Genomic DNA, 19906 nt, shown 5'->3' with positions numbered 1-19906 from the left:
AAACCATCCCTACGTATTGCCCGAAATGTGTTAGGGGCTAATCATCTTTCGCGGGCACTTTTCAGCTTCGCTGTCGCACTGGGTTTTCTTGCAGTTCCCATGGGTTCTGACGTTGCATTTGCGCAGGCAAATGGCACGGCTGACACAGGTTGGACGTTTGACCCTGAGGCTCGCATTGAGCTGGGCGTCGTCAGCGCTGAAACCGTGGCGCGTGATGAGGAATTTATCGTCGATGGCGATGGTTTCACTTTGCGCGCGCAGATTAGCGCTGAATTCGCGGATAGTGACACGCGCTTTCGCTTCGAAGCTGACCGGATTGAGGTCGAACGCATTGATGATGAGCGGCGCGACTATAACCGAGACCGACTAACGCTTACCGCCGAGCAGGATTTTGGCGACGATTGGTCAATTCAACTTCGCGCACGCATGTATGATGATCTGGCAACGGTTGAATCGGCAGACACAGATGAATTGCAGGCTTCTGCTCGGGTGCAATACGAGCCTGAGCGAGCGCACCGTTTCCGGCTTCGTGCGACTTGGCGTGAGCGTGAGTATGACAATGGCTCTGCCCCGCAAACCGAGGGCTCTGGCCCACGCGTCGATGCGCAATATCGCCATCGTCTGGGTCGCTACAACTACATAAATTTTGATCTTCGCGCAGAATCGATCTCTTCTGACGATCCCGAGCGCGGGTTTGATCGGCAGTCTGCCAAAGCATCCTACACCCAGCCGATCACCCCTGATCTTCGCATTCGTCCTGCCATTACATACATTCGGACCGAATTTGACGACCGATTGACGCCAAGCGGCGCGCGGCGGGAAGATCACCAGATCGCACCAGAAGTTAAGGCCATGTATTGGCCGGACAATTGGCGGATCGAGGCGCAAGCCAAATACATATTCACTGACAGCAACCTGCCTTCGCGTGATCGCGAAGGCTACAGGCTGACCTTGGCGATCGGGTATGTTTTCTGAGCTGATCGCCCGCTTCCAGCGCGCTCGTGAGCGCGCAACGCCGCAAGTAAAGCGGCCCTTTTACATAGGCGTCGCCGTTGCCCTCGGGCTCGGCCTTTTGGTGCTGCTCGGTCTCCTTAACACCGAATACTTCTTTGCTTCGCCTGATGCATTTGGAGACGTCGCGGCATCACAAGCGATTTGGGGTCTGAAGCCATCCAACCTTATGATGGTGCTGCCACTTGGCGCTTTCCTCGTGGTGCTTGCGCGTAGCTTTGTAGGCATGAGCGCGTTTGGTCTCTTCACTCCTATGCTCATCACGCTGGCCTTCCTTCAGGTGGGTCCGATTATGGGCCCGATTGTGCTTTCATCAGCTATCTTGGTTGGAATGTTGGCCGCGCCGCTTCTGCTGAAACTGCGCATGACCCGCGTCGGCTTTCTGGGTGTTCTGATATCGGTTGTGGTTCTGGTTCTGGCCGCACTCCAGACCTTCCTTGGCCGAGAACTTCAGGTTGACGCATTCCCAGTCGTCGTTGTGGCACTCGTGGTCGAACGCTGGGGGCGTTTGTGGGAGAAAGACGGGCCTTGGGTTGCCGCGAAAACGGCGTTTAACACCTTCTTCCTCGCAATCGTAATTCAGTTTGTGATGGTGTCGCACTTTGCGCTGATGCTGATTGAAGCGTCACCATTGTTGATGCCGGCTTGTATGGCGGTCGCGATTGCCATCCTTGGCCGCTACCGCGGCTTGCGGCTTTCCGAGATTGGTAGATTTGCCCCGATCTGGTTAGAGCGAAGGCGCATCGCGCGCGAAGGGGAGGAAAAGATCCTCACGCGTGCGGATACGGATGAGGAATTCATCGCGGCCTGGGAGCGCGCACCGCCCCTTGAAGGCATGTGGGTGATCAACTCCCCCGAAGACCTTGACCCCAAGAAACGAAGACAGGTTCCTCAACCACGTCCTAATAGCGAGGCGCAGTTTGCGTCTCGCATTGGTGCATCCAAGCGACCGATGAAGCACAATGCGTGGATCATCCGGTCGCAGGAGGACGTGTAAGATGTTCATGGACCTAAAGCGCAAATGGTTTGGCACTCCCGCCAAGGCATCCGGCATCCCTTCGCCGGATAATCCGATCGATGAGATTTTGGGCATCAATCTGCGCAATGCTCTGATTGCAAAATACAATCCGCGCAAAGCCATTGAACGTGCGCGTGATAAAGTGGCGGCGAAAGTCGCGCTTGAGGCAGCGGGCATTTCCTGCACGCGGACGGTGGCCGTGATCGATGATTACAACACCCTGATGCGCTACAAGCCGTCCAAGGAATTTCCTGATGCTTGGGCAATTAAGCCTGCGCGCGGATCGCAAGGCGATGGCATCTTGCTGGCGGTGAGACGTGAGGGGAACACGTGGTATAAAGGGTCTGGCACCCCGCTTACCGAAGAAGATGTCATGAATCATCTGCGCAAAGTGGTTGATGGGCATTTCTCTGGCGATTCCGAACCGCAAGATGCAGCCCTGATTGAACCGCTAATCGTTGCAGATCCGGGTCTAGCCAATCTCGTGCCCGAGGGGTTGCCTGATTTGCGTGTGATTTGTCTGCATGACCAACCGCTTATGGGTATGGTCCGGCTGCCCACGAACCAATCCGATGGCAAAGCAAACTTGCACCAAGGCGCGATTGGTGCAGGCGTTTCGCTTGAGACAGGGCGGATCACGAACGCCTTGCAAAAGGGCAAGCCGATCACGCACCACCCTGATACCGGATCGCGGCTGGTTGGTTTCGAGATTCCGAAGTGGGACGAGGTTCTCTACATGGCCAGCAAGTGTGGCCCTGCTGTTGGCCTGGGCTATAGCGGCGCCGACATTGTTTTGGATGAGAATGACGGCCCATTGGTGCTTGAGGTGAATGCTCACCCTGGGATTGAAATTCAGAACATCAATCTGCTCGGTCTCAAGGCGCAAATGCACCATGCTGGCGAAGATTTTAAGTGATGTATCAGATGCCTATGCGCGTTGAGCGCTGGCTGTTTGATCGCTGCGCATAAAACCAAGATCGGGTGAATTGAAATTGCCGATATTGGGTGAAACGATTGGTATCTCACCGGGAGAAACGCCCAGCCAGCTTGCCAAGGTGGCCGAATATTCATCGACCGATGTCGTCGGCAGCAACCGCCCTCGACCCACCTGATCGTCGCTATCGACCGATATTTGCGGTGCGGTGCCGTAAAAACGCCCGCCATCGACGCGCCCACCCAAGATCAAGTGGTGCCCACCCCAACCATGGTCTGAGCCGTCGCCGTTTGAAGCCAATGTCCGTCCGAAATCGGACGCTGTGAAAGTGGTTACGCGGTCAGCAACGCCCGCCTCCTCCATCGCGCGGTAGAATGCATCGAGCGCGAAATCGACGCCACCCAGCAGCCCTTCGTGTGTGCCGATTAAACCATCATGGTTGTCGAAACCGCCGGTCGCTACAAGAAAGACCTGCCGCGTCACGCCCAGCTGATTGCGTGCGGCAATTAACCGCGCGACGATCTCCAATTGCTCAGCGAGCGAATTGCCTTCTCCAAAATCTGTTGAGAGGTTGGCGCTTTCCAGCGCGTCATTCACGAAACCAGAAAACTGGATTGAGCGCGCATTGGCCATGGAATAATCATTCTCAAAGATGTGGCCGGTGCTGTTGGTGAGCAAATCGTTCAGCGCCTGACTGGCAGCACCTGAACCATATAGGTTACGTTGAATCGCTCTTATCTCAATCGCGCCGCCCGTTCCGATGGCGTAGGGTTGTGCGGTCTCGCCGGAGAGGAACACCGCGTTACCGGTGGCGTTAATGGCGGTGAACATCGAGTTTGTATTGCTGCTCATCGCCAGATCGGCAATCCGGCCACCCCAGCCCGCAACGGACCCTTCTGGTGAACCTGATTGCCATGTCGATTGCTGGTCATTGTGAGAAAACAGCTTCGCCGGACGTGGAAAGCTGGTGACATTGCCGCTTTCAAATTGCTGCCGGGTAAGCGGTGCAATCAGCGGGCCGACATTGAGCAATGGTGCCATCACCCCTTGGTCAAACCGAGCCTTTAGGCGCGGCATTGTCGGCGCTAGGGCCAATTGCATATCGTCTGTCAGCACCTGGTCATCGCGCGGCACCAGCACTTGATTGGTTAGGTCTCCGCGATCAATGGCGATTGTGTCGCGAATCTCACTGTAGCGGTTGTAATTCGCGCTATCGAAGGGGATCAGCGTGTTGGCATGGTCATTCCCGCCTAGCAGGAATACACAAACCAGCGCCTTATACCCGCCGCCGCTGTCGAACGCTGCCGCATCCGCAAGACCAGCAAGCCCCATAGCGTATCCCGATGCGGCCCCCATGACAGCAAGCTGGCTAGACCGGTGCATGAAGGTGCGACGAGAGATTTCGTTCGCTTTTCCAATATGAAACATTTGCCGGTCCTTACTTCTGGATGAGGTAATCGTTGGAGGCCATCACCAGCAGAACAGCACGGTGAACCTGGCGAAGTTTGTCTTCTTCCGCGGCGCTTTGCGCGGGCACAGTCGCATTGAGCGCTCCGCTGATCGTATCGCGTGCAAATTGCGACAGCTGATTGGCGGTCAGCAGCAGATCGAGCCGCTCCAAGAGTGCAACCGTGTCATGCGCGATCGCAATCTCATCGCGATAGGTGGCTTTGACGTCGCGAACCCAAAAACCGCGCCCGTCAATCGTGCGTTCCATAAAGTTGATATATCCGGCCGCCGTGGTCTCGTTCACCAGCTGGAATTCGGGCGCGAGCAGGTCATTTTCTGCAGCTTGCGAATTGGCGGGCGTGTAGCCGGGCCTGAAAAAGTTGAAAACCGAGGGTGAGCGCAAAGGCGACTGGCCAAGCCTGTTTGAGCGTTCCGAAAGGTCAGGAACTAGCCACACGGTGCTTTCTGATTCGGCTCCGAACGTCTGCCCCCATTGAGCAAAGCGCAACATAGGCTCGCGCAGTTTGCCAAAGCGCGGATCGTTTAAAGTGGCGTCAGACAAAGCCTCTTCATCGAGCAGAACTGCCTTGAACACGGCCCGCAAATCGCCGCGCACGCCAGCACCATTGTTGTTGAACGTATCTGCGACTCTGTGAACATAGGCAGGTGAGGGATTGCTGGTAACCAGCCGCTGGATCATCTGCTTGCCAAAGAACGGGCCGACATTGGGATGATTGAACAGAGTATCCATCGCAATGCGCAACGAATCCTGAGCATTGGTGCCGGCAGGAATGGTCGTGCCAAGGAAGCTTTTTTCCTCTATCGAATGCTGGTCACCGCGATTGCGAATGTGCAGCGCAGGATTGGCAGTCATCGGATTGCGCAGCAGGCGTGCTTCGGGAATGTTGAGATTGGGCCGTGAAGGCGGCGACGAAAACGTGATGTTGCCCGAATAATTATAGTCATATCCGGTGAAGACCTTGGCAATGCCGGTCACGTCATCATTGTCATAGGTCTCTAGCGGAGCGCCCGAACCGTCAGTGCGAACGCTGCCATCAATATTGAGCTCAAACAGCCCGATTGAGAAAAGCTGCATCACTTCGCGGCCGAAATTTTCATCCGGTACGCGGCCGCTGTCAGGATCAGCCTTTCTGTTGCCGAGCGTGTTCAAGAACACACCCATGGCCGCGTTTAGGGTGATGTCTTCGAGCAAGTCGCGGAAATTGCCAAAGGCGCGCTCCTTTAGAATATCCCAATAGGCACCGATGGCTGTGCTGGGCCAAAACGTGATCGGATTAAGCGATACGACGAAGAATTCACTGAGCGCCAGCGCTGCCCGTTTGCGCACCGAATTGCGCCCGGTAAGCAGCTGGTTCCAGATCATGTAATCGGCCAGATCGCGGCGGAAGAAGAATTGCTCGTCATTCACCGCTTCAAAGTCGAAGCCAGTTAAAAATTGCTCCGCTGTGCGCTCTATCGGCTGGCTCATTTCACGCTCAAGCCAAGTTTCGTAGCCCTCTGAGCGCATTTCCATAATGTCGCTGGTGGTGACGGATAATCCTGCGCGAAGGCCGAAGCGCGCCGCCTGGGCATCGGTATCTGGGGTGATGACGGTAGGGCCTCCACCGCCAATGATCGGGCCTCCACCTGCTCCTGTTCCACCATTATCGCCGCCTCCGCCGCAAGCCGCCGTGGCAAGCGCGAGAGTAGATACTGCGGCTAGGGCGCCGGGTGAGGATGTGGGTTTGGTGTCTTCGGTTTGATCGACATTGGCGACAGCTTCGCCGGGAGGATCGTCTTCATGAGCGTGTGCGAAGTCTTCACTCTGCGGCGAGTCGTAACGGTCCAATGTTCCCCTCCGTGCGGCCCTTTTGGGATTGGGCGAGAGTGGTAAGAACGCGCTGGCAAGTCAAACCCTTCGCATTAAGCATAGATCGGGATCGGATGGTTCGCCGCTCGCATGCGACTGACTGCCGCATAATGCGCCGTTTTTGGTCCAAACGGAGGCCAAAGACGTAATTTCTTGTAAGCTAAGGCCCTCTTTTGGATCGAAAGGCTTGCTCAAATGTCCTTTCTAAGTTGTATCACGGCCGGGAAAACGTGGCTCAACTAGTCAAAAAGTATGAGAGAGCGGGTGAAAAATGAGGATCGCAATTGCTGATGATGACCCCGAGCTGCTCGAACAGCTTGGTAATGCCATAGACCGTACCGCGCATCATTGTGAACGTTTCCGTTCGGGCACGGAGCTGAACACGTTTTTGAAGCGTGAGACTTGCGATGTGGTTCTGGTTGACTGGAACATGCCGGGAAAAACCGGCCTTGAGCTAGTGAAATGGGCCACGTCGACACTTCAAAACCCACCTGCTTTCATCATGCTCACCAGCCGCGCGGACAAATCCGACGTGGTGAAGGGGTTAGAGGCTGGCGCGATCGATTATGTCGTCAAGCCAGAGAGCGAAGAAGTCATCCTTGCTCGGCTTGAAGCTGCGCATCGCCGCATGAATACCGGCGGACCGGAGCGCTATGGCAAATTCGGGTCTTACGAGATCGACCGCGTCACAAAACAGCTTTCTCGCGATGGAGAGCCGCTTAAGCTTACCAACAAGGAAGCCGATTTGGCGATCCTGTTTTTCGACAATCTCAACCGCCCACTTTCGCGTGCATACATCTTTGGTGAGGTTTGGGGCAGTGTTCCCGAAGTCGAGAGCCGGACGCTCGATCTGCATGTGTCGCGCATTCGTTCAAAACTCGAACTTCGCCCAAAACACGGATTTGCAATTCAAACCGTCTTCGGTTTCGGCTATCGGATGGACAAGATAGTCGACAATATCGAGGACGCGTAATCAGCAAGCACCCAATCAAGCTCGCTACATCATGGGGCAAAGTCGCAGCGCTTGCAGGCGTATTGGCGAGTATGTCTGCGTGTTCTGTCGCGGATCCATTGACGGTGCGGTCCACCTTGGGTTCGCCTTCGCCGTCCTCCACGCAAATTGCGCTGACTATGCCTGACCAGGCCAATGGCGGACCTGTTGCTCAAATGGCCACTGCGCTGAAGGCATCATTTGAAAATCGCAGAATGAGCATTGCCCCGCAGGGCGCACTGATTGCCGATTACGCGCTTGCGATGACGCCGGCGACGATAGGCGTTCAGCAGGCGCCCGTATCAGCCGATCCGCAGGAGACAATTTGGATTTCACCCCCGCGCGAGGCTGAGCGTTTCGATAAATGCGAAGCGATGGAACTGCGCGGCACCTTGCTTTTGATCAATCGCGAGACGAGCGAAGTGGCCTATCGCGGTCAAGCACGCATGATCGAATGTGATTTTGATGAAGCCGCTATTACCGCCTTGGCCGAAGGGCTGGTAGACGATTACACTAAAAAAACTGGCCGCTGATCAATTTGGTAAGGTGATCGTGAAAGTCGTTCCCTGACCCTGCGCGGAAGCCACGTCGATTTTGCCCTTGTGCGCGTCGACCACTTTTTTGACCAAAGCCAGTCCCAATCCTGCACTGGGCCCCGCGTGCGTTTCGTGTGCGCCAAAGCGTGCGAAGGGATCCTTCACACGCGCTTCGGGTAGGCCTGCTCCTTCGTCCGAGACGACGATCTGATGCGTCGTCTCATCCTCGCACGATAGCCCTACTGTGATGGTGGAATTCTCAGGCGAGTATTTGACAGCATTGCCGATCAAATTGTCGAGCAGGCGTGCGATCAAGGATGCATCAACGTCGCCAAAGCATGGCTCCGCAGGCAATTCTTGCGCAATGGCGATCTGCTTCGCCTGAGCCAAAACATAGGCGCGGTCGCAAGCCTCTTCGATCAGTGCGCTGATATCGCTGTCTTCCAATTGCAGCTCCGGGCTTTCAAGCCGCGCCAACTGAACGAAATCGTCCGCCAGTTTGAGCGTCCGGTTGGCCTGCTTGCGAATGCGGGTCATGGTGTCTTCGGGCGAGGGCGCATCATCATTCTTGCGCGTCAGCCCAATGATCGCGACTTGTGGCGTGCGCATATCGTGAGAGAGGAATTCGAGCATCTGCTTGCGTTCCTGATCCAGTCGTCGCAGCTGTGTGATCTCTCGGAAAGCGAGGATCTCTCCAGTGAGATCGGGTTGTTCTTGCGTCCCGAGGGGCGCTCTTGCGATCAGAAATGTGCGTCCATCCCCGGTGACCATTTCCCCGCCCTCACGCATCAAAGTCGTGCGGCTGGTTGCGAACAGTTCGTTCAAGGTCGGCGCATCTTGTTCCTGCCAGGCAGGAAACAACTCATCTGCATTTTCATTGGTGAGCCGGATGCGCTGGTTTTCATCTAGCACCAACATTGCATCAGGGGCCGCCTCGATGACCTGTTTCAGATAGGAAAGCGAGGCTTCGATCCCGCCGATAAGACCGCGTACCCTGCTGACCTTTTGAGCGACATACTCCATCCCGCGATCAGGTTCGATCGTCTCATTTGCGCCCATCAAACGATTGGCTTCGCGGTCGAGATATTGGCTTACCAAAGTCAGCCTGCGCCAGCTCCACAAGGGATAGGCAAGGACGATGATGATGATGGCAGGCACCGCAGGGAGCCACAACTGACCAAAGCTTAGCATGCCCATGCTTATCGCCATCAATGCGGCGATCAGGCCAAGCGCGATGATCAGGCACGCGCGCGGTGAGAGGAACCAGAAGGCAGCAAACAGGAAAATGATCGAAAGGATCGCCAGCGCATTTTGCCATGCGGCCTGCACTTGAGTGATGACGCCCCCTGTGATCAGCGCATCAATCAGGTTTGCCTGTGTTTCGATGCCCGTCATCAATCGCACATCGTCTTGAGGCACCGAATAGCGGTCGCCCATCCCCTGCGCGGTTGCCCCGACCAGCACAATTTTGTCCTTGAAGAACGCAGCCGGATACTCGTCGGCCAGGACTCTGCTGGCCGATGATACTTTATAGGGTTCTTCGGTTTCGAAGCTGATTAATGCGGTTTCGCCATGGCCGCTTGCTGCATCATCCATGCCCAGCTGTTCGAGCACGCGCACGGCAAGATGTGGGAATTCACTTTCATCAGTGGCCCGCACCAGATCGAACCGACGCAAAATGCCATCAGGATCAGTTTCGGCGGCAACATGGCCGATTTGAGCGGCTGCATCTCGGAGGCTGGGCAGAGGGTAATACGGATCGAGCTGCGGTTCTTGTGAGTTGAGCCGCTCGGTGAAGGTATGGGGCAAAATCACTTTGCCGCTGTCACGCATCGCGTTCGCCAATGCGTCGTCTTCTTGTGGCGCGCTGGGCTCCAGGAATAGGAAATCGAGCACGATCACTCTGGCCCCTGCTTGATCGAGCTTTTCCACCAGCTGGCCATGGACGCTGCGAGGCCAGGGCCAGCCGCCCACTTCGCCAAGGCTGCGATCATCAATGGCAACAATGTGGATGCTATCGCTCGATGCCGGTTTGGTCGCTGCCGAAACGCTATCGAGCAATTGATTGTCGAGCCGATAGGTCAGCCCGCTTGATTGCAGATAGACCGCTCCTGCTATCGCAAGAGCGAGGAGGGTCAGCCACTCGATGAAGAGGCGTGTCGCCTTCATAGAAACCGCCTCCACCGGCGTAGGATCTGTTACTGCACCACAACGAGAGTTTGCGGCGCGCCCCAGACCTTGATCAGGCCAAATTCCGGATCACTTTCAATCGCCGCAACACGCCATTGATAGCGTCCAGGCGAAAGGTTGGTGAGCGCCAATTCGGTGACCGCCAGGCCCAGCTCATCCACTAATAGCTGCTGCGGACGGCTTTCCTCCCACAGCTGAAATGCGAAGGTTGCATTTTCGCCGCCTTCGGGGATCCAACCAAACTTGTATCCATCAAAATCGGGTGATGTGCCCACAGATGCGCTCGCTCCCACTCGCTTGCGCAAAAAACTCAGGCTTTCCTGCTGCCCTTCAAGCCCGCTTGGCGCGATGGCGCGGGCGCGCACATGGTATCGACCATTCTCGATGCCGGGCAATTCAACCGCCGCGCCCTCGATCACTGTTTCGCCGATAATGTCGAGAAAACTCACATCATTCGCCAGTTGCACGCGGTAACCCGTCGCGCCTGAAACAGGTTCAATTGCAAAGCTCAGCGTCTCACCGGTTTGCAGTGATCCTGCGGTGTTGACGACGGCAACGGGTAGCAGCTCCTCAGGCTCGCTAACCCCTTGCGCGGTACTGGCAATGCCAAATCCTGCGGGTGCGTCGCGCTCTTGACCACCGGCTGCCACGTTCACGGCGCCTTCGGTTACTTCGGTGAGGCTCGCGCCGTTATTTTCGGGATCATAGCCGATCCGAAATTGTGTGCCACGGACAGCGGTCACGGCGACCGGCGTGCGCATACGCAAACGATCCCGCCCCTCTAGTGTGGGTGAAATGGCATTCGCGCGGCCCTGAAGAACCTCGAAATCAACGTCCAACGCGTTCCCAAGCTTATAGCGGCGCGCTTTCACCAGTCTTGCGGTCGTGTTGGAAGGGACGGAAATCCGCCCACCAAAGCGCGCGCTGAATGTCACAAAGCCATTGCCTCTGGTGCGGATCAGCTGCCCTTCTGAAATGCCCTGACCGACTTGAGGGGCCTGGCCAGCAATCTCAACGCTTCCGGAAAATGCAGCGACGTTTAGCTCGACTGTCTCGTAGCCGAGCAGGCGGCGTGGGATGCGCAATCTGCGATTGATCGGCATGCGGCGCGCGTTTTGAATGCGGTTCAGGCGTTGCACTTCAAGCGCGCTTTGTGAATTGATCAGATACCGCCCAGCGATCCCGTAAAGCGTGTCATTGGGCTTAACCGTGTAGGTGACGAATTCGCCATCATCCGCAGCGGCCGGCGCGGATGTAAGGGTGAGCAACGCGGCAAAGCTGCTGACGATCAAGGTCTTGAATTGTGTAACGGTCATAGGCCTGCTTTCTTGAACCATGCCCTTTGTCGCATAGGCGGCGCAGACCTGCCAGTGCTTTGGGTTACTCGCTTACAAGATGTTACCGAGCTTACTGAAGTCTTGAAACCTCGACTAAGCAAATCCGTTTTCAATGAATTCGAGCGCGCAGCCCGCCAGCATTGCCACTCCGCGGGGCAAAGCGCTCTCATCAACATGCATGCGCGGGGAATGGATCGCGCAGCATTGGCTCCAATTGTCGCCTTCTGGCGCTACGCCCAAGAAGAACATTGCGCCCGGCACTTTTTCAAGCACGTATGAGAAATCCTCTGCCCCCATGATAGGTGCGGGCAGATCGTGCCAGCCTTCGTCGATTCCACCGATGCCGCGCGCGACTTTTTCACCCAGAGCCACCGCTCGGCCGTCGCAGATTGTCACCGGGAAGCCCGGTTCAATTTCGCAAACCGCCTCAACCCCGTGCGCTTTGGCCGCGTCAGCTGCGGTTTGCGCGATGAGCGTGTGCACTTTCTCGCGGTGCTCGCGTGAAAGGGTACGAATTGTCCCTTGCAATACGGCATCGTCGGGTATGACGTTGAACGTTGTACCCGCTTCGATTTTTGTGACCGTGACCACGACCGCGCTTGCCGCGTTGAAACGGCGGGTGACCATTGCTTGGATGGCGCTGATTATGGCGGCTGCGGCTGGTACTGGATCGGCGCAATCGTAAGGCATTGAGGCATGCCCGCCTTTGCCTTTGACCCTGATCGTAAACTGATCTGCGGCGGCCATAAGCGGGCCAGCGCGCCCAGCCACGACGCCGAATTTGGCGTTTGGCATAATGTGCAGCGCGAAAGCTGCGTCGGGTAGGGGATCAATCAGCCCATCATCGAGCATGAAGCGCGCGCCATGATGCCCCTCTTCGCCCGGCTGGAACATAAAATCGACCGTGCCTGCCAGTTCCTCCCGCTGCGCGCACAACACGCGCGCCGCGCCCACGAGCATTGCGGTGTGGGTGTCGTGCCCGCAAGCATGCATCCGCCCTGCAATGGTAGAGGCGAATTCGAGATCGGTTTTCTCATCCATAGGCAGCGCGTCCATATCACCGCGCAGCAGTACGCGCGGTGAGCCGGTTCGCGCTTTGCCGCCGATCAGCGTGGCAACTTCGCCGGTTGTCGACGGGCCTGAACGCCATTCAAGCGGCAGATCGGCCAGCGCCTCTCGCACTTTTGCCATGGTCATTGGGCAATGCAGCCCCAGCTCTGGTTCGGCATGGATGGCGCGGCGCAAAGCGATGATATCGGGCGCGAGTGAGCGGGCTTCGTCGAGGAGATTTTTGGTCAACATAGCCTCAGACTAGCGCGCGATTGAGCAGATGCCAGCCAGATTTTTGACGCGGTTAAGGATCGGCGCATTGCTACAATTGTGCGGCACCTTGTCGCACTATGAGGGGTAATCGCTTAGTTAATCCTTGAGAATAGCGGCCAAAACCCCATGTTTCAGGCATGTAACCGGGCGGCTACACCGTTCGAATATTACGATTAGACGCTGATATGTTCATAGCAAAATTACCTAACCGGGCTTAAGGAGCGCCCCATGGCTACGCCGATCTACGAATTTGCCCAGCTGCCAGAGCAGCGCTCGCACGCACCTGTGCGTGCGCGCCGCATGCCTGAGCGTGTGGCAGGCGAAGCGCCCAGCGTGGGGGTCATTTACAACCCGCGCAGCCATGGAAATCAGGGCGCAGACTTTGATTGCGGCATCTGCCCGCATGTCCATATTGCGAAACCGGGCGACCGGTCGGCTTTACCAGAAGCTTTGGCGGATTTCGCCGCGCGCGGCATCGATTTGCTCGTCATCAATGGCGGCGATGGCACGGTGCGCGACGTGCTGACCTGCGGGGCCAGCATTTTTGGTGACGATTGGCCTGCCATTGCTGTCCTGCCCAAAGGCAAAACCAACGCGTTGACCGTTGATTTAGGCGTTCCGGTTGATTGGAGCCTGCAAAACGCGATCGACGCGTTTGATACAGGCAGCCGTGTGCGCCGCCGCCCGATTGAGGTGACACCGCTCACTAGGGATGACACAAGCCGCGTGCTTGGTTTTATCCTTGGCGCTGGCGCCTTTACGACCGCGACCAATGCAGGACAGAGCGCGCATCGTCTCGGCGCGTTCAATTCGATGGCTGTTGGTGTGACCGCAGCTTGGGGCGTTTTGCAATGGCTCTTTGCTTCGCGCGCTAACCCATGGCGGCGCGGCTCTCGCATGGCGATCCGGCTTGGTTCGCAAAAAGCGGCAATGGCGCATAGCGGGCACGGCGATCCCGAATGGCGTCAATTGCTGTTTGCTTCAACGCTCGAAGAACTGCCCGCGGGCATCAAACCCTTTGGCCCGATGCGCAAGGGATTGAAGCTAGCGGTGCTTGACCAGATCACTCGGCGTGCGACTTTGAGCGTGCCAGCGGTTCTGCGCGGCAAAACTTCTGCGCGCCTACGCGAACGCGGGATCCACCAGATCAGCGTGCCGCATTTCAGCCTTGAGATTGATGATCCGTTTATCTTTGATGGCGAAGCTTTCCCAGCAGGCGAATACTGCATTGGGCAAGGGCCCGAGCTTGAATTCGTAGTGCCTTAAGGCAAAAGCGAGCCCATGGCCCGCCAATCATCTCCAACTTCTCTTACGCAGCGTATCGAAGACCGGCTCGATGTGCCGGTTGATGCAGCTGTTGCCGAATTCGCAGCTCAATTGGCAAAGGATGCGGGTGCTTCTGCAGTTCTGTTTTACGGGTCGAATTTGCGCACCGGATCGCTCGACGGCGTACTCGACTTTTACGTTTTGCTGCCGGGCGAAGAGAAGACAAAGATCTGGCCGCGCGTCAGCTATCATGAGCGAGAGTACGGTCAGCTAACCTTGCGCGCCAAAGTGGCCACCATGGCGCTTTCAACCTTTGCAAAAGCGGCGTCAGGCGAGCTTGCTGATACGACCATTTGGGCGCGATTTGTGCAGCCATCGTGCCTAGTGTGGCAACGCGATGAAGTTGCGCGCCTTGATGTGATCGCTGCGCTCGCGTCAGCGGCGGCCACGGCAGCCCGTTTGGCAGCGGCGCTTGGCCCGGCAAGCGGGACGGCAGAGGATTATTGGCGCGCGCTGTTTCAAGCGACTTACGAAGCGGAATTTCGGGTCGAGAAAGCGGGCCGCGAAAATGACATTCTCAGCGTGAATGAAGCGCATTTTGCTGGGCTTTTGCCGCTTGCGCTCGATCATGCGGGTGTCGCCTATCTGAATGACAACAATCGGCTCAGCCCCAGCCTGTCGGCCGCGGAGCGCGCGCGCATTTTGGGGTGGTGGAAGAAGCGTCAGCGGCTTGGCAAACCGCTAAATTTTGCGCGGTTGATCAAGGCCAGCACCACGTTTGAGGGGGCAACGCGCTATGCCGCGTGGAAGATCGAGCGCCATACGGGTATGCCGGTCGAGGTGACGCCATTCAGGGAGAAACACCCCATCTTATCGGCACCGGGCGTGCTATGGGCGCTCAGAAAGCACCGCAAGCAAAACAAGCCCTGATTTTACAGATACTTCATCGTCACTGAGATTGATTGGACGTTGTTGCCCACATTAAAGCGCGTGTCATTGACCGATGGCTTACCCAGATTGAAGATATTGATCGAAGGATTGCGTGACATTGCGCCCCCGTCTGAGCTCAAATCGGTCTTGCCATTGCCGTTCACATCATGGCGGATTGCCACCGCGTAGTTCCCGCTTGCTGGCACAGGCAGGCAAATTGTCATGCGTCCTTGGCGTGCTGGCAGCTCAATCCGGTTAAGCCAGCGCCCGCTTTCCAGCCAATCGCTGCGTGTCCCATTGTACACTTGAGCGCGAATTTTGCCTGAGGAGTTCTTAATCCCATTCACGGTCACGCGAATGGCAGGGCCTGCGCCAGGGGCACACGAACGCATATTGTTCGCAATCACATTGCGATAATCGCTGCCATTGCTCGCTTGCGCGGCGACCGAAGTCACAGGCGCAGCTGTGGCAAAGGCCAGAGCCGCAGCGCCGCTCAGCCCGTAGGCAAACTTCTTGATGCTCGAATTCGAAGCCATTGAATAAAAAGCCTTATGTCGGTTGGTGCGGTTGTCGTGTTGAATGCGCATGATGCGCTTCTTTCCGCAAAGATATGGCATCGTATTGCCGCGTGGTGGCTGAATTCCCCCTGAACTTTGCTGTCAGACTTGTATCCATACCGTAAGCTCAGGTGGGCAAACAGCTGAAATTTCTGGGGTGGTCTGGAGAAATTGGGCGGGGAAAAGCGGCGCGACAACGCTTGCTGCATGATTCGCGCGCGGAGTATGGCCGGTTAAACATAAGGCGCCCGTAGGTTAACGATGCCCGCACCACTGATCTCCCCTTCTATTCTCTCAGCTGATTTCGCTCGTCTGGGCGAGGAAGTGCGCGCGATTGACGCAGCTGGCGCTGATTGGGTGCATATTGACGTGATGGACGGGCATTTTGTGCCCAATTTGACCATCGGCCCTGATGTCGTGAAGGCGCTGCGTCCGCACACCGACAAGGTCTTCGACGTCCATCTCATGATTTCGCCCGTCGATCCGTATTTGGAGGCTTTTGCCGAGGCAGGCGCGGATATTATCACCGTCCATCCAGAGGCGGGCCCGCATGTGCACCGCACGCTTCAGGCGATCCGTGCTTTGGGCAAGAAAGCGGGCGCAGTGATCAATCCCGGCACGCCAGTTGAAGTGCTCGACAATCTGATGGATCTTGTTGATCTGGTTCTCGTGATGAGCGTCAATCCCGGTTTTGGTGGTCAGAGCTTCATCCAATCACAACTCGATAAAGTGCGGCGTATTCGCGCAATGATCGAGGCGACGGGCCGCGATATTCACCTTGAAGTGGATGGCGGCGTCAATCCGCAAACCGCTAAGCTCTGTGTCGAAGCAGGCGCAGATGTGCTGGTTGCGGGATCGGCCACCTTCAAAGGTGGGCCGGATCACTATGCTGCCAATATTGCAGCGCTTAAGGGTGATATTCCTGGGGGGGAATCCTAAATGGACAGCCTGTTCGACGATGAACAGAATTCGCTAGCGCTGGACGCGCCGGACGATACGTCGGATCGCTCCGCCATCGGCTTGGGTGGCGGTGAAGAGGCGCTGCGCCAAGAAGAAAAGCCGGCATTCCCGGCAGAGCCGATCGACAATTCGCGAGCGCTTGCGCTGACGGACGTCATTGCACCGCGAACCCGGCCCGGTGAAGCGTTGATCCGCATGGCCTATCGCATGGGCGTGCCCGGCCACGCACTGGCTGCACCCTTCCGTCGTGCCTCTGCCACGCGCGTGCTTGCCACTGTCGAAAGCCCAATAACGGGAGACCGCGCGGCTGGCATTGCTCTGCGCGCAGGTCACTTTATCGCGCATGGCGTCAAACAGCCTATCGGTCAGCTTGACTACGGCCCCAATGCGCGGCTCAGCCCCGGCATTGAGAGGATGGTGCACAGCTTTTCATGGCTCACCGATCTTGCCGCCAGCGCGCCGCGTGCCGATTGCACCGCGACGGCAGAGCGGATTACGAGCCTTTGGCTGAATGCCAATCCTGCACCGGGCAAAGGCCCAGCTTGGGAAACAGAAAATGCCGGAATGCGCTTGCTGGCTTGGCTAGTTCACGCGCCATTGGTGCTCGCCGGCCAAGATGGCGACCTGAAGCCGCGCCTTCTCAACGCTATCGCGGAAACGGCAAGCTGGCTTGATCGCAAGGCAGCGCGAAGCGGTGCAGGGCTCGGCCAAGTGGCCGGGTTTGCTGCCGTGACGGCAGCGGGTCTGCTGCTGCCTGAAGGAAAGCCGCGCAGGCTCTATGGTGAGGCGGCGCTTATCCGCGCATTGGGTGAGTTGGTCGCCGAAGATGGCGGCACGCTTGCTCGCTGTCCCGCCGCGCAAATGGATGCAATCCGCATCCTGACCGATTTGATCGCGTGTTATGAAGCGGTTGATCGCGAAGCACCCGAAGCGCTGTGGGTGATGCGCGAATTGCTCGTCCCGCCGCTTTTGGCGCTGCGGCACGGTGACGGCGCGCTTGGCAATTGGCAGGGGCAGGGCGCTATCTCTGCTGATACTTTGTCGGCCTTGCTAGTCGCGACAGGGGTCCGATCACGCCCGCTCAATGCCCCGCAGAATTGGGGCTATCAACGTATGCGCGGTGGTAAGACCACGGTGCAGTTTGATGCAGGCCCTCCGCCGCGTGCGCGCCACACCAGATGCGGGTGCGCATCGACGCTTGCGTTCGAGATGTCGGACGGCCCATCGCGCTTGATTGTGAATTGCGGGGGAGCCGCGCTTGCAGGCGGGCAAGTGCCTGTGCGCATCGGACAAGGCTTGCGCGCATCGGCAGCGCATTCGACGCTCATCCTCGACAATGCGAATTCCACAGCCGTTCTGCTTCACGGGAAACTGGGTCGCGGAGCTGAAACGGTGGAAGTCGAACGCCGCACCATCAGTCCGAAAGGGCGTGAGGCGACGCGGATTGAGGCAAGCCATGATGGCTATGCCTCGCGCTTTGGCCTGACGCATAGCCGCGTTCTGACGCTGCGCAATGATGGCACGGAATTGTCAGGCGACGACATTCTGATCCCTGCTTCGCGCAAGGGGAAACGCGGCAAGGTGGCATTTGCCATCCGGTTCCATTTGGGCCGCGGGGTCGAGGCGCATGTGACTGATGACGGTCTGGGTGCAAGCCTGCTCACACCCGATGGCAAACTCTGGCAATTCCGCATACGCTCAGAGGTTCAAGGCGCAGACGAGATTAAACTCTCAAACGAAGACAGTCTGTGGGTGGACGGCGACGGACGCCCTCACGCAACTGAACAATTGGTGATAGAGGGGCTGACATCGCGCGGCGGCGGCCAATTCTCCTGGCTCCTTAAGAAAATGGGATAGCACCACACATGACATCGACACCTATCAAACGGGCGCTCCTTTCAGTGTCCGACAAAAGCGGTTTGGCAGATCTGGGTAAGGCGCTGTCGGCGCGCGGTGTCGAATTGGTGAGCACTGGTGGAACGGCGCGGGTTTTGCGCGACGCGGGTCTTGAAGTGCGCGATGTCTCCGACCTCACCGGCTTTCCTGAAATGATGGATGGACGGGTGAAAACGCTTCATCCCACAGTGCATGGTGGCCTGCTGGCGTTGCGCGACAATGATGATCACGTCGCTTCGATGAAAGAGCATGAAATCGGCGCGATCGATCTGGTTGTGGTGAACCTTTATCCGTTCGAGGCGACAGTTGCGAAAGGCGCTGAGCGCGCAGAGATTATCGAGAATATCGATATTGGCGGGCCGAGCATGGTGCGCTCCGCCGCCAAGAACCACGGCTTCGTAACGATCATGACCGACGCGGCGGATTATCCTGAGCTGCTCGAAGAACTTGACGCCAATGATGGCGCGACGTCAGATGCGTTCCGTATCCGCATGGCAGGCAAGGCCTATGCGCGCACCGCGGCCTATGACGCCGCGATTGCCAATTGGTTTGCCTTTGGCGATGCCTTTACCAATCCGTTGGGTGCAGAGGCCCTAAAAGCGACGCCGTTCGTTGACACGATGCCGCTGGCGTTCAAGCGCGAAGACACCTTGCGCTATGGCGAAAATCCGCATCAGGCAGCGGCGATTTACGTGCCGCAAGTGACGGGCGCGCAAGGCGTGCCGCAGGCCGAGCAGTTGCAAGGCAAGGCGCTTAGCTACAACAATCTGAACGATGCCGATGCGGCGCTGGAACTGGCCGCGGAATTTGCAGGTGGTGATCCGGCGGTCGTGATTGTTAAACACGCCAATCCATGCGGCGTGGCCCAGGGCGCGACCTTGCTCGATGCGTGGAACGAAGCGCTGCATTGTGACAGCGTTTCTGCTTTTGGCGGGATCGTGGCGGTGAATACTGAGCTGGATGGCGCGACTGCTGAGGCCATCGCCAGCATCTTTACTGAAGTCATCATCGCGCCCACGGTGAGCGCTGAGGCCCGCGAAGTCTTTGCCAAAAAGAAGAATCTGCGCGTACTCGAATGTGGCACTCTGCCTGATCCACGCCGAGGTGGCTTCTTTATGAAGACCATAGCTGGTGGCATGCTGATCCAGAGCCGCGACAATGGCGCTGTGGCCGAAGCCGACCTGAAAGTGGTGACCAAGCGTGAACCTACCCCGCAAGAGCTTAAGGACTGCTTCTTTGCCTGGACAGTGGCGCGGCACGTCAAATCCAACGCCATCGTTTACGCCAAAGATGGCGCTACCGCTGGCATTGGCGCAGGCCAGATGAACCGCCGCGATTCAGCCCGCATCGCCGCAATCAAAGCGCGCGAAGCTGCCGAAACCTATGAGTGGGCGGAGGCCAAAACTGTTGGCAGCGCGGTTGCCTCTGATGCGTTCTTTCCATTTGCTGATGGTTTGATCGCCGCCGCAGAAGCGGGCGCAACGGCCGTCATACAACCGGGCGGTTCGATCCGCGATGAGGAGGTTATTGCCGCAGCTGACGAAGCGGGCCTCGCAATGGTCTTCACCGGGATGCGTCACTTTAGGCATTGAGGTCTTGAGCAGCCCCATCCGGGGTTGCCTCCTCGCTAGACGCGCA

16 protein-coding genes are annotated in these 19906 nt (G+C 57.5%); 10 read left to right on the top strand and 6 right to left on the bottom strand.

The window, feature by feature from the left end; all coding sequences use genetic code 11:
- Positions 1-99: 99 nt before the first annotated feature.
- The 3 genes from AC0V6N_RS13370 to AC0V6N_RS13360 are packed head-to-tail and all read left to right on the top strand — an operon-like array spanning position 100 to position 2945.
- Positions 100-975 (top strand): hypothetical protein, encoded by an 876-nt coding sequence (locus AC0V6N_RS13370; protein ID WP_486172039.1) that lies wholly within the window; start codon positions 100-102, stop codon positions 973-975.
- Positions 965-2008 (top strand): 7TM domain-containing protein, encoded by a 1044-nt coding sequence (locus AC0V6N_RS13365; protein WP_486172038.1) that lies wholly within the window; start codon positions 965-967, stop codon positions 2006-2008. The genes AC0V6N_RS13370 and AC0V6N_RS13365 overlap by 11 nt, the downstream gene beginning before the upstream one ends.
- A 1-nt stretch (position 2009) precedes the next feature.
- Positions 2010-2945: a sugar-transfer associated ATP-grasp domain-containing protein gene (locus AC0V6N_RS13360; RefSeq protein WP_486172037.1), complete on the top strand. Its 936-nt coding sequence runs from the start codon at positions 2010-2012 to the stop codon at positions 2943-2945.
- 12 nt (positions 2946-2957) lie between these two features.
- Here the strand turns inward: AC0V6N_RS13360 and AC0V6N_RS13355 are convergent, their stop codons facing one another.
- Together AC0V6N_RS13355 and AC0V6N_RS13350 are read right to left on the bottom strand one after the other, a co-directional pair.
- Complete coding sequence (locus tag AC0V6N_RS13355) at positions 2958-4391, bottom strand: DUF1501 domain-containing protein (protein WP_486172036.1); 1434 nt, start codon at positions 4389-4391, stop codon at positions 2958-2960.
- Positions 4392-4401: 10 nt separating this feature from the next.
- Complete coding sequence (locus tag AC0V6N_RS13350) at positions 4402-6261, bottom strand: DUF1800 domain-containing protein (protein WP_486172035.1); 1860 nt, start codon at positions 6259-6261, stop codon at positions 4402-4404.
- A 292-nt stretch (positions 6262-6553) separates the two neighbouring features.
- On the opposite strand from AC0V6N_RS13350, the gene AC0V6N_RS13345 reads away from it, so the two are divergent.
- Together AC0V6N_RS13345 and AC0V6N_RS13340 are read left to right on the top strand one after the other, a co-directional pair.
- The gene (locus AC0V6N_RS13345; protein WP_486172034.1) at positions 6554-7255 is read left to right on the top strand and encodes a response regulator transcription factor; all 702 of its coding nucleotides are present in this window, start codon (positions 6554-6556) and stop codon (positions 7253-7255) included.
- Between the two features lie 158 nt (positions 7256-7413).
- Positions 7414-7806, top strand: a complete 393-nt coding sequence (locus tag AC0V6N_RS13340; protein WP_486172033.1) for a hypothetical protein — start codon at positions 7414-7416, stop codon at positions 7804-7806.
- Here the strand turns inward: AC0V6N_RS13340 and AC0V6N_RS13335 are convergent, their stop codons facing one another.
- The 3 genes from AC0V6N_RS13335 to AC0V6N_RS13325 form a co-directional block, all read right to left on the bottom strand.
- Positions 7807-9978, bottom strand: a complete 2172-nt coding sequence (locus AC0V6N_RS13335) for a CHASE2 domain-containing protein (protein WP_486172032.1) — start codon at positions 9976-9978, stop codon at positions 7807-7809. It abuts the gene before it with no gap.
- Positions 9979-10007: 29 nt separating this feature from the next.
- A complete protein-coding gene (locus AC0V6N_RS13330) occupies positions 10008-11315 on the bottom strand; it encodes a FecR domain-containing protein (protein WP_486172031.1) in 1308 nt (435 codons plus the stop codon).
- A 114-nt stretch (positions 11316-11429) separates the two neighbouring features.
- Positions 11430-12638: a M20 metallopeptidase family protein gene (locus tag AC0V6N_RS13325; RefSeq protein WP_486172030.1), complete on the bottom strand. Its 1209-nt coding sequence runs from the start codon at positions 12636-12638 to the stop codon at positions 11430-11432.
- A gap of 249 nt (positions 12639-12887) precedes the next feature.
- On the opposite strand from AC0V6N_RS13325, the gene AC0V6N_RS13320 reads away from it, so the two are divergent.
- Both AC0V6N_RS13320 and AC0V6N_RS13315 read left to right on the top strand, forming a co-directional pair.
- Complete coding sequence (locus tag AC0V6N_RS13320; protein ID WP_486172029.1) at positions 12888-13925, top strand: diacylglycerol/lipid kinase family protein; 1038 nt, start codon at positions 12888-12890, stop codon at positions 13923-13925.
- Positions 13926-13940: 15 nt separating this feature from the next.
- On the top strand, positions 13941-14855 hold the full coding sequence (locus AC0V6N_RS13315) for a hypothetical protein (RefSeq protein ID WP_486172028.1): 915 nt from the start codon (positions 13941-13943) through the stop codon (positions 14853-14855).
- 2 nt (positions 14856-14857) lie between these two features.
- On the opposite strand, the gene AC0V6N_RS13310 is transcribed toward AC0V6N_RS13315, so the two are convergent.
- The gene (locus AC0V6N_RS13310; protein ID WP_486172027.1) at positions 14858-15391 is read right to left on the bottom strand and encodes a DUF2141 domain-containing protein; all 534 of its coding nucleotides are present in this window, start codon (positions 15389-15391) and stop codon (positions 14858-14860) included.
- Positions 15392-15673: 282 nt separating this feature from the next.
- On the opposite strand from AC0V6N_RS13310, the gene rpe reads away from it, so the two are divergent.
- Genes rpe through purH form a run of 3 tightly spaced genes read left to right on the top strand, consistent with a single transcriptional unit; the run spans position 15674 to position 19860 of the window.
- Positions 15674-16351 carry a ribulose-phosphate 3-epimerase gene (gene rpe, locus AC0V6N_RS13305; protein ID WP_486172026.1) on the top strand — a complete coding sequence of 226 codons (678 nt, stop codon included), beginning with the start codon at positions 15674-15676 and terminating at the stop codon, positions 16349-16351.
- Positions 16352-18229, top strand: a complete 1878-nt coding sequence (locus tag AC0V6N_RS13300) for a heparinase II/III family protein (protein WP_486172025.1) — start codon at positions 16352-16354, stop codon at positions 18227-18229.
- An 8-nt stretch (positions 18230-18237) separates the two neighbouring features.
- Positions 18238-19860 carry a bifunctional phosphoribosylaminoimidazolecarboxamide formyltransferase/IMP cyclohydrolase gene (gene purH / locus AC0V6N_RS13295; RefSeq protein ID WP_486172024.1) on the top strand — a complete coding sequence of 541 codons (1623 nt, stop codon included), beginning with the start codon at positions 18238-18240 and terminating at the stop codon, positions 19858-19860.
- Positions 19861-19906 lie beyond the last annotated feature (46 nt).

This window comes from Erythrobacter sp. S57(2025) (assembly GCF_057365055.1).
Note: the sequence above shows the minus strand (reverse complement) of the source record. Positions and strands in the feature narration are given on the sequence as shown.

Bases quoted from the DNA above. Each gene is read 5' to 3' on its own strand.
- AC0V6N_RS13370 (WP_486172039.1), top strand. From the start codon at position 100: ATGGGTTCTGACGTTGCATTTGCGCAGGCAAATGGCACGGCTGACACA.
- AC0V6N_RS13365 (WP_486172038.1), top strand. From the start codon at position 965: ATGTTTTCTGAGCTGATCGCCCGCTTCCAGCGCGCTCGTGAGCGCGCA.
- AC0V6N_RS13360 (WP_486172037.1), top strand. From the start codon at position 2,010: ATGTTCATGGACCTAAAGCGCAAATGGTTTGGCACTCCCGCCAAGGCA.
- AC0V6N_RS13355 (WP_486172036.1), bottom strand. From the start codon at position 4,391: ATGTTTCATATTGGAAAAGCGAACGAAATCTCTCGTCGCACCTTCATG.
- AC0V6N_RS13345 (WP_486172034.1), top strand. From the start codon at position 6,554: ATGAGGATCGCAATTGCTGATGATGACCCCGAGCTGCTCGAACAGCTT.
- AC0V6N_RS13340 (WP_486172033.1), top strand. From the start codon at position 7,414: ATGCCTGACCAGGCCAATGGCGGACCTGTTGCTCAAATGGCCACTGCG.
- AC0V6N_RS13335 (WP_486172032.1), bottom strand. From the start codon at position 9,978: ATGAAGGCGACACGCCTCTTCATCGAGTGGCTGACCCTCCTCGCTCTT.
- AC0V6N_RS13330 (WP_486172031.1), bottom strand. From the start codon at position 11,315: ATGACCGTTACACAATTCAAGACCTTGATCGTCAGCAGCTTTGCCGCG.
- AC0V6N_RS13325 (WP_486172030.1), bottom strand. From the start codon at position 12,638: ATGTTGACCAAAAATCTCCTCGACGAAGCCCGCTCACTCGCGCCCGAT.
- AC0V6N_RS13320 (WP_486172029.1), top strand. From the start codon at position 12,888: ATGGCTACGCCGATCTACGAATTTGCCCAGCTGCCAGAGCAGCGCTCG.
- AC0V6N_RS13315 (WP_486172028.1), top strand. From the start codon at position 13,941: ATGGCCCGCCAATCATCTCCAACTTCTCTTACGCAGCGTATCGAAGAC.
- AC0V6N_RS13310 (WP_486172027.1), bottom strand. From the start codon at position 15,391: ATGGCTTCGAATTCGAGCATCAAGAAGTTTGCCTACGGGCTGAGCGGC.
- rpe (WP_486172026.1), top strand. From the start codon at position 15,674: ATGCCCGCACCACTGATCTCCCCTTCTATTCTCTCAGCTGATTTCGCT.
- AC0V6N_RS13300 (WP_486172025.1), top strand. From the start codon at position 16,352: ATGGACAGCCTGTTCGACGATGAACAGAATTCGCTAGCGCTGGACGCG.
- purH (WP_486172024.1), top strand. From the start codon at position 18,238: ATGACATCGACACCTATCAAACGGGCGCTCCTTTCAGTGTCCGACAAA.